At 62.8% G+C, this 6,071-nt stretch carries 5 protein-coding genes and 1 pseudogene; 3 read left to right on the forward strand and 3 right to left on the reverse strand.

Annotation, left to right across the window (positions count from 1 at the left end):
- Window positions 1-105 precede the first annotated feature (105 nt).
- Both C5F52_RS29585 and C5F52_RS29590 read right to left on the reverse strand, forming a co-directional pair.
- Window positions 106-558: pseudogene (locus C5F52_RS29585) on the reverse strand (dihydrolipoyl dehydrogenase); the annotation flags it as partial.
- Between the two features lie 167 nt (window positions 559-725).
- On the reverse strand, window positions 726-1,454 hold the full coding sequence (locus tag C5F52_RS29590; RefSeq protein WP_104801924.1) for a phosphatase PAP2 family protein: 729 nt from the start codon (window positions 1,452-1,454) through the stop codon (window positions 726-728).
- Window positions 1,455-1,612: 158 nt separating this feature from the next.
- Here C5F52_RS29590 and C5F52_RS29595 point away from each other — a divergent pair, with 158 nt between their 5' ends.
- The 3 genes from C5F52_RS29595 (at window position 1,613) to fmt (ending at window position 4,850) form a co-directional block, all read left to right on the forward strand.
- Window positions 1,613-3,277: a phosphoethanolamine transferase gene (locus C5F52_RS29595; RefSeq protein ID WP_236658062.1), complete on the forward strand. Its 1,665-nt coding sequence runs from the start codon at window positions 1,613-1,615 to the stop codon at window positions 3,275-3,277.
- Between the two features lie 93 nt (window positions 3,278-3,370).
- A complete protein-coding gene (def, locus tag C5F52_RS29600) occupies window positions 3,371-3,877 on the forward strand; it encodes a peptide deformylase (RefSeq protein ID WP_104801925.1) in 507 nt (168 codons plus the stop codon).
- Between the two features lie 7 nt (window positions 3,878-3,884).
- Window positions 3,885-4,850, forward strand: a complete 966-nt coding sequence (gene fmt / locus C5F52_RS29605) for a methionyl-tRNA formyltransferase (protein ID WP_104801926.1) — start codon at window positions 3,885-3,887, stop codon at window positions 4,848-4,850.
- Between the two features lie 302 nt (window positions 4,851-5,152).
- Here fmt and C5F52_RS29615 read toward each other — a convergent pair.
- Window positions 5,153-6,071 (reverse strand): transposase (locus C5F52_RS29615; protein ID WP_201747115.1); only part of this gene is annotated, 919 nt, incomplete at its 5' end.

The raw sequence follows: 6,071 nt of genomic DNA on the forward strand, positions 1-6,071 counted from the left end.
TACTGTACAAATGCACAGTATTCTGCGGCGATTGTTTGGGTACGCAAAGCACAAGGCCCGAACCGTCGCCAGTTCGGGCCTTGGCAGGGTAGCTTGGCTGCGGACTTACTTGCGCGCAGGCGGCACATCCGTGCAGCTGCCATGCGCCACTTCCGCCGCCATGCCGATGCTCTCGCCCAGCGTCGGATGCGGGTGGATGGTCTTGCCGATGTCGACAGCGTCCGCACCCATCTCGATGGCCAGGGCGATCTCGCCGATTATGTCGCCCGCATGCGTGCCGACCATGCCGCCGCCCAGGATCTTGCCGTGGCCCCGGCCAGCATGGCCGTCTCCTGATCCTGCTTCGGGGCTGTCGTCGAACAGCAGCTTGGTGAAGCCTTCGTCGCGGCCGTTGGCGATGGCGCGGCCGGAGGCGGTCCAGGGGAACAGGCCCTTCTTGACCTTGATGCCCTGGGCCTTGGCCTGATCCTCGGTCAGGCCCACCCAGGCCACTTCGGGGTCGGTGTAGGCCACGCTGGGGATCACGCGGGCGTTGAAGGCGGCGCTGGCCAGTTCCTTGGCGGCGTCTGGTCCGACGCCAGGCGTGAGGGCAAGGCGCAACCAAGAGCCCAATTCTTCGGGGGTGTTCACCATCATGTCTCCCTGCGCAGCCTTGGTGGCTGTCTGTGCAGGCATTGTGGGCCAAACCTGTTGAGCTGCCTAGGGCTCGGCGTGATGGTGCTTGCTTATGCTTGACGGCTTTGCCGGTGGTGGGCCAGCCAGCCAAACAAGAGGTGGTTGGCCAAAGCCACCGTCCAGCAGATGAAGCCTGTCCAGAAGGTGTGGCTGGGGTAGTGCGCACCCCGCAAGGTTTGGGTGAGCCCCAAAACCAGGCCCAGCAGCAGCACGCCGATCAGGATGCGTCGCCCAATAATGCGTTGCGCCGTCAACCCTGAACCGAGCCATGGCAATGCCAGTCCGACAAAAGCGAGTGCCGATGAAGCGTGCCCGCCTGGGAAGCAATGGCCCGAACCACCATCCAGCATGCCCCAATGCCAGTGCGAGACATAAATCGCCGCGCCGCCGAAATCCTGCAGATCCCAGGGGCAACTGGTCAGGCTGAACCGTTTGAGGGTGCTGATGGTGATGAGCCCCAGCGTGATGCCCACCATGATTTCGGTGCGTTGCAAGCGAGTCAATTGGCGAAACGCGCCTTGCGGCCACCAGACCATGGCGAGCAGGCCAAGGTAGACGACGATGGCCAGTTGCTTGGCCCGGGTGTGCAAAATGGCTTCCATCCACCAGTTGCTGCGCAGGCCGAAGCCGCTGCCGTCGGCAATCCAGTGCATTGCCGTCCTGTCGAGGCCGGAAAAATCCCAGGCCAGCAAGCACATCAAAGTGACCCAGGTGAACTGCCCCAGGCGCCTGGAGGGACTGAGGTCGCCCGGGGTGGCGTAGGCGGGTGCTGGGGTCATGTGTCTTGAAGTGCGTGAAAGCTGGAGCCCAGAATGTAATGGGGTTTGCACGGGGGGCGGCAAGACGGCCGGGTTTTGGCACGCCTTTGCCAGGTGCTTCAGCGCAACTTCATAGGCCCTGTCTAGAATCGAGCCCATTTGTACCTTGGATCTACCCTGTGACGGCTCCCATCAAGCTTCTTTCTGCGCGTTCTGCTTGGCACCCCACGGCCTTGCTGGTGGTCTTGACTGTCTGGTTGGGCACAGTGGGCAACTTCCCTTTCTGGATGGCCATCTGGAAGCTGCCTGAAACGGAGGGCTTTCGTGCGCTGACCACGATGGCCAGCCTGTGGCTGATTTTGTTGGGCTTGGTGGGCTGGTTTTTGTGCCTGTGGGTCTGGCCGCGTTGGCTCAAGCCTGCTGCCGTGGCGATGTTGCTGACGGTGACGTCCAGCAGCTATTTCATGCTCACTTACGGGGTGGTCATTGACCCCAGCATGTTGGCCAACGTGGTGCAGACCGATGTGCGCGAGGTGCGCGACCTGTTGTCGTGGCCCATGTTGATGGCCTTGGTGGTGGGCGTGATTCTTCCGGGCATCTGGTTGTGGCGTCAGCCTGTTCGGGCGGTGAACGCCAAGCCGCTGATCTTGCGGCAGTTGGGCGTGTCCTTGCTGGCCTTGCTGGTGGCCTTGGGGCTGTTCTGGATGTCGTTTCAGGACATCGCCTCGTTGACGCGCAACCACAAGCATTTGCGCTACATGATCAACCCGTTCAACAGCGTGTATGCCGTCACCCGACTGTTTGTGGGGCAAGCGGCTCAGGCCGCCCAGCCTTTGCAGGCGATTGGCGACGATGCGAAAGTGGTGGCCCCCGTGTCAACGGCAGACCAAGCGCCCTTGGTGGTGTTTGTGTTGGGAGAGACGGCCAGAGCTGCCAATTTTGGTTTGAGCGGGTATGCCCGTGACACCACGCCGCAGTTGCGCAAATTGCAGACTCAGGGTGACCTGACCTATTTCTCGGACGTGAAGTCTTGTGGCACAAGCACTCAGGCCTCGGTGCCTTGCATGTTTTCGCATTTGGGGAAAGCGGCGCATGAGGGAAATCAGCAGCGCTTTGAGTCCTTGCTGGACGTGCTGCAGCGTGCCGGTTTGGCGGTGCTGTGGCTGGACAACCAGTCTGGGTGCAAAGGCGTTTGCGATCGTGTTCCCAATGTGTCGACCACGGCCTTGAACGTGCCCGAATTTTGCAAAGACGGCGAGTGTCTGGACGAGGTGATGCTGCACGAGCTGCCCAAGCAATTGGCCGCGCTGGACCCGGCCAAACGAGCCAAAGGCACCGTGGTGGTGATGCACCAGATGGGCAGCCACGGTCCGGCTTATTACAAGCGCTCGCCAGACGCCATCAAGCAGTTTTTGCCCGAATGCAGCAGCCACGCCTTGCAAAACTGCCCACCCGAGCAGATCGTCAATGCCTATGACAACTCGATCCTCTATGCCGACCATTTCATTGCCAAGACGGTGCACTGGTTGCAAGCACAGTCACGCCCCACGGCGCTGATGTACATGTCGGACCATGGCGAGTCTTTGGGCGAAAAAGGCCTGTATCTGCATGGCATGCCTTACAGCATGGCCCCGAAAGAGCAAACCCATGTGCCCATGGTGGTGTGGCTGTCCAAGCCCATGCAGCGCCAGCGGGGCTGGAGCATGTCGTGTTTGCAGGCCCAAAGCGGCAAAGCCTTGTCGCATGACAACCTGTTCCACTCGGTGCTGGGCTTGGCCCAGGTTCAAACCCGTCTGGCCAAGCCGGAACTGGACATTTTTTCGGCCTGTTCTGCTGCCCGCTGAGGTCGCACGCGGCCACTGAGATGGCCGACTTTGGCAGGCGCTTTGGAAATTGGGGACAATACAGCCCTGATTTCTTTTCTGTTTTGACCCTCCATGGCCCTGCTTCCCATCCTTTGCTATCCCGACCAACGCCTGCACAAGGTGGCCAAGCCCGTGCAGGCGGTGGATGACCGCATCCGCACCTTGATCGACGACATGCTGGCCACCATGTACGACGCCAGCGGCATTGGCCTGGCGGCCACGCAGATCGATGTGCATGAGCGGCTGGTGGTGATTGACGTGTCGGAAGAGCGCAACCAGCCTCTGGTGCTGATCAACCCCGAAATCACCTGGATGAGCGACGAGCGCGTCAAGGGTGAAGAGGGTTGCTTGTCGGTGCCCGGCATTTACGACGGCGTGGAGCGCGCCACGGCGGTCAAGGTCACGGCGCTGGACCGCCACGGCAAGACGCAAAGCCTGGAGGCCGAGGGCATGTTGGCCATCTGCATTCAGCACGAGCTGGACCACCTGCTGGGCAAAGTGTTCGTCGAATACCTGTCGCCGCTCAAGCAAGGGCGCATCAAGACCAAGCTGGTCAAAGCCCAAAAAGCCGAGCGCTGAGCACGGCATGCGTTTGATTTTTGCGGGCACGCCCGAATTTGCCAAGGTGGCCATGGCCGCCTTGCACGCCGCTGGCCACGAAGTGGTGCTGGTGCTGACCCAGCCCGACCGGCCTGCCGGGCGCGGCATGAAGCTGCAGCCCTCGTCCGTCAAGCAGTGGGCCTTGGACCACAAGGTGCCCGTGGCCCAGCCGCGCAGCCTGCGTCTGGACGGCAAATACCCCGAAGACGCCGCCGCTGCCCGCGACACCCTGTTGGCTGCGAAGGCAGACGCCATGGTCGTGGCCGCCTATGGCTTGATCCTGCCGCAGTGGGTGCTGGACTTGCCCCCCAAGGGCTGCCTGAACATCCACGCGTCCCTTTTGCCGCGTTGGCGCGGTGCGGCGCCCATCCACCGCGCCATCGAGGCGGGTGACACCCAAACCGGCATCACCATCATGCAGATGGACGCGGGCCTGGACACAGGCGACATGCTGCTGGTGCGCACCGAGGCCATCTTGCCGACCGACACCACCGCCGTGTTGCACGACCGATTGGCGGCGTTGGGCGGCGAGGCGATTGTGCAGGCGCTGGCCTCGCTCGATGCTTTGCCGCACCAGCCTCAACCTGCCGAAGGCGTGAACTACGCGCACAAGATCGAAAAAGCCGAAGCCGCACTCGATTGGGCCTTGCCCGCCGAGGTGCTGGCCCAGCGCATCCGTGCCTTCGATCCCTTTCCAGGTATGACCGTGCCGCTCACGACCGAGGCGGGCACCGAAACCCTCAAGCTCTGGCAAGCCGTGGCCGAGCCTTTGCAGGCAGCGGCTGAGCCCGGCACCGTGGTGCAGGCCGATGCGCAAGGCGTGCGCGTGGCTTGCGGGCAGGGCCAACTGTGCCTCACGCAACTGCAGCGCCCCGGTGGCAAGCGCTTGAGTGCGGCCGACTTCTTGCGCGGCTGCCCTTTGCAGGCCGGTCAGCGGCTGGTGGCGGCCTGATGTTTTTCCTCTCGCGCCTGTACCGTCACCCTGCCTTTGTGCAGGGCATGCGCGAGGTGTCGCCTCAGTCGCCGGGCATCGCGGCCTGGGGGCTCATGACAGGCACGGATAGGCGTTTTAACCGCATGAGGCCAAGTATCGCACCGCGGAAGCGCCATCAAGCCGGCTGAGACACTCGATTTTCCCGCCCAGGTGTCAGGTTCACCACCAGGGTTTGGCGTTCAGGAGAGTGATTTGCGGCGCTCGGCGTGTACCGGGCGCAGAGCCAGTTCGCGGCAAGTCAAAATCGCCGCTTTGTTCATTCACCAACTGATGCGCTGATCGACCTCAAAGTCCGGTGCCGGTTGCGCCGCTAGGTCCCAGTCTGCTGGCTCGGTTTGCGCCCCGTCATCCATCTGCGCATCACTACAGTCATCCCACAGCGGTGGCCCGCGCGCCGGGGAGATGCGGGGTGGCTCTGAATCTGCCCCGATGTGGTCCAGGATGTGCCGGATGTCAGCGCTGTGCGTAATGAACGCGATGATGCGCATATGCCCGCCACACAGCGGACACAAGAGGGGGAACACCTCGTAGATGCGGGCGATCAGCACCGCCCACAGGTAGTGCGCTGCACGCTTGGGCAGCACCGGCTCGCTCTGGGATGGCAGCGCGCTGCTCATCGGTACCACACCAGGCGCGCACTCCCCCGTGCTGATCGACGCGCCCAGCACGGGAGCGGCTTGCGCCGGTGTCGCCAGCGCCGTCACCGCAGCCCTGAGCGGCGAGTTGGGTGCCAACACGCCAAAATAGCGGTGCCGGTGGGTGCGTGGCGGGGGAACCAGCGCGGCAATGCGGTCGATCAGCTCCAGCGGTGTGAGGTGCAGCTCATCAACCTTGGCACCGCGCTTGTCACTGGTGGGCTCGCTGCGCTGTTTGGCACAGCGGTACACCAGCTCAGCACCCTCTTTGCGCAGCCTGTCCATCGCAAAGGGTGGGCGGGCGCAATAGCGCAAGAGCCGCTCAAGGCCTGGACGGTCGTGGGATTCAATGCACACCCCGGCATCCACCGAGAAACCGCTGTGTTTGTACCCCAGCATCTCTTTTGCCTCGAAGTTCTCCAGCTGCCCGCGGCCCACAAAGGCGCGCAGGATACGTTTTTGCAGTGTGGTCTGCACTTGTGCCACGGGTGTCGCATCGATGCCGGTGGCAGGGTGGAATACGACACCTGACGCAGAGACTTGC

The organism is Limnohabitans sp. TS-CS-82 (genome assembly GCF_002943475.1).

Bases quoted from the DNA above. Each gene is read 5' to 3' on its own strand.
- C5F52_RS29590 (WP_104801924.1), bottom strand. From the start codon at position 1,454: ATGACCCCAGCACCCGCCTACGCCACCCCGGGCGACCTCAGTCCCTCC.
- def (WP_104801925.1), top strand. From the start codon at position 3,371: ATGGCCCTGCTTCCCATCCTTTGCTATCCCGACCAACGCCTGCACAAG.
- fmt (WP_104801926.1), top strand. From the start codon at position 3,885: ATGCGTTTGATTTTTGCGGGCACGCCCGAATTTGCCAAGGTGGCCATG.